The following is a 1,900-nucleotide window of genomic DNA, read 5'->3' as shown; positions in this document are numbered from 1 at the left end:
TATAAAATACCCACCACCTTCATAATAAGAGCTTTGAGCAACCGCATGAAGTAAAATACTTAACGTATCAGCCGAATCATTATAATACTGCACATTGGCGTTTAAAATGAGTTTTAACTCCTCATTTTTTGTTATTCGATCAAGTACTTCGCTCACGCTTTTATTTTTATATTTTAAAATCGGAAAAAATATAAATGGAAAAAATAAGTAGTGATACCATCTAAGATTTGTTAATTTTTTATAGCAATTTGAGATAGAAAAAATAATTCCAAAATACTTTTCAATCGCATTTGTTTCTGTTGGAAATTTTTGTTGTAAAGAATTTTTGACATTTTCTATACCATCAGGCATGACAAATTCACCAAACTGACTCGTTACTTTAAAAAATTCATTTGGCTTAATAAACTCAATATTGTTATACACATCTAGCTCATCAAATATTTTTTTGATAGTAGGATTACTAAAAACACCGTCCATCTCATGAAGCCCTACTTCACAGGTAAAGCCACCTTTTCGCTTAAATACCGTGGCGCATCCACCTACAATGTTGTGCTGTTCCAAAAGTGTTACTTTGTATCCGGCTTTAGATAACAATGCTCCAGCAGTAAGTCCACCCAAACCACCGCCGATAATAGCTATATTTTTCATGGGTTTATCTCGATTTTTAAATTTTTGTTATTTTGCAGTTCAAAGCTAGCTTCTTCAAAGTTTGGTTTGCCAAAAACTTTTGGATTATTTGAAAAGCCATAAGCTTCTTGTGGAATACCTAACACGTTTGTATCAAATTTGCCATTCTTATTTTCATCGCAAAACAGCGCTATCGCATACGTGCCGTTTGAAATATTTTCAAACTTGTAATGTTTAGCAATTGTTTCTTTGGATTGTATGTGTCTAAAAGCTTTTCCAACAATCGCAAAGGCAGAACTTGAATCATATAACCCTATTTTCAATATTCCGCAAGTTGATTTGATATTGGTAATGTCAATATTTATTTCACCACCCAATAAACTACCAACAGATATAACTACACTAACGAGAATTTTTTTCATAATCGAGCTCCTTTAATTTTACATAGTATTACAAAATCAAAGGAGCTTTGTCATTCATCTATGTTAATTTATACTCTTTTTTTAGTCGGCTAAGATGTTGCGGTGTAATACCTAAAAATGTAGCGATATGGTATTGGGGAACTTTATGAAGCAGGTAGGGCGTTTGCTTTAAAAAATCTTCAAATCGTTCTTTGGCACTTTTTATTTGTCGATCAATGATTTGTTGGTGCAAAAAGCTGTATGCTTCTTCTGCCATGAGCCTTCCAAATCGTTCCCCTTTTTTGAGTGTATTATACAAAAATTGAATATCTTGATATGTAACTACTACCAATGTAGTATCTTCTAGCGTTTCTATATGGATATTTGAGGGTATTTGATGCAAAAAACTATCATAATTAGTGACGAAAAGATTTGACATATGAGCATTCGAGTCATTAAAAAAGATACTCCAAGTATAATCTTTGCCATTTTCATCAATGATAAAACCTCTTGCCAAACCACTATTTATAAAATAAAGTTCATTGCAAATATCACCTTGATGAAGGATAATATCTCCAGCTTTATAACTTTTGAGGGTTAATCTTAATTCAACAAGTTTCCATTCAATGGCATTTAGTTTCAAATATTGTTGAATAAAATTTTTATATGAATTAAACATAAAGCTTCCTGTCGTTATGTTTCTGATGAGATCCCGCTATCACTTCTCGCCAACATAAAGAATAAAATAGACGATATTAATGTAATAGGGGTAAAAACCATCCGTTCAAAATAATTAAGTGATGTAATATTACCTAATGTATTTAATAACAATAGGAAAGAAGCAGCATATAAAACCCATGTCACGATTTTAT

The 1,900-nt window shown here is 31.6% G+C and carries 3 protein-coding genes; all 3 read right to left on the bottom strand.

What is annotated here, in order from left to right; genetic code table 11:
- Positions 1 to 648: NAD(P)-binding protein (locus tag WA010_RS11000; RefSeq protein WP_422557162.1), on the bottom strand; the 648-nt coding region annotated here is incomplete at its 3' end.
- Positions 645 to 1,049 (bottom strand): DUF2141 domain-containing protein, encoded by a 405-nt coding sequence (locus tag WA010_RS10995; protein ID WP_422557161.1) that lies wholly within the window; start codon positions 1,047 to 1,049, stop codon positions 645 to 647. The genes WA010_RS10995 and WA010_RS11000, both read right to left, overlap by 4 nt.
- Before the next feature lie 58 nt (positions 1,050 to 1,107).
- On the bottom strand, positions 1,108 to 1,707 hold the full coding sequence (locus WA010_RS10990; RefSeq protein WP_422557160.1) for a Crp/Fnr family transcriptional regulator: 600 nt from the start codon (positions 1,705 to 1,707) through the stop codon (positions 1,108 to 1,110).
- Positions 1,708 to 1,900: the final 193 nt, after the last annotated feature.

This window comes from Sulfuricurvum sp., from assembly GCF_049305995.1.
Taxonomy (GTDB): domain Bacteria; phylum Campylobacterota; class Campylobacteria; order Campylobacterales; family Sulfurimonadaceae; genus Sulfuricurvum.
Note: the sequence above shows the minus strand (reverse complement) of the source record. Positions and strands in the feature narration are given on the sequence as shown.

Bases quoted from the DNA above. Each gene is read 5' to 3' on its own strand.
- WA010_RS10990 (WP_422557160.1), bottom strand. From the start codon at position 1,707: ATGTTTAATTCATATAAAAATTTTATTCAACAATATTTGAAACTAAAT.
- WA010_RS10995 (WP_422557161.1), bottom strand. From the start codon at position 1,049: ATGAAAAAAATTCTCGTTAGTGTAGTTATATCTGTTGGTAGTTTATTG.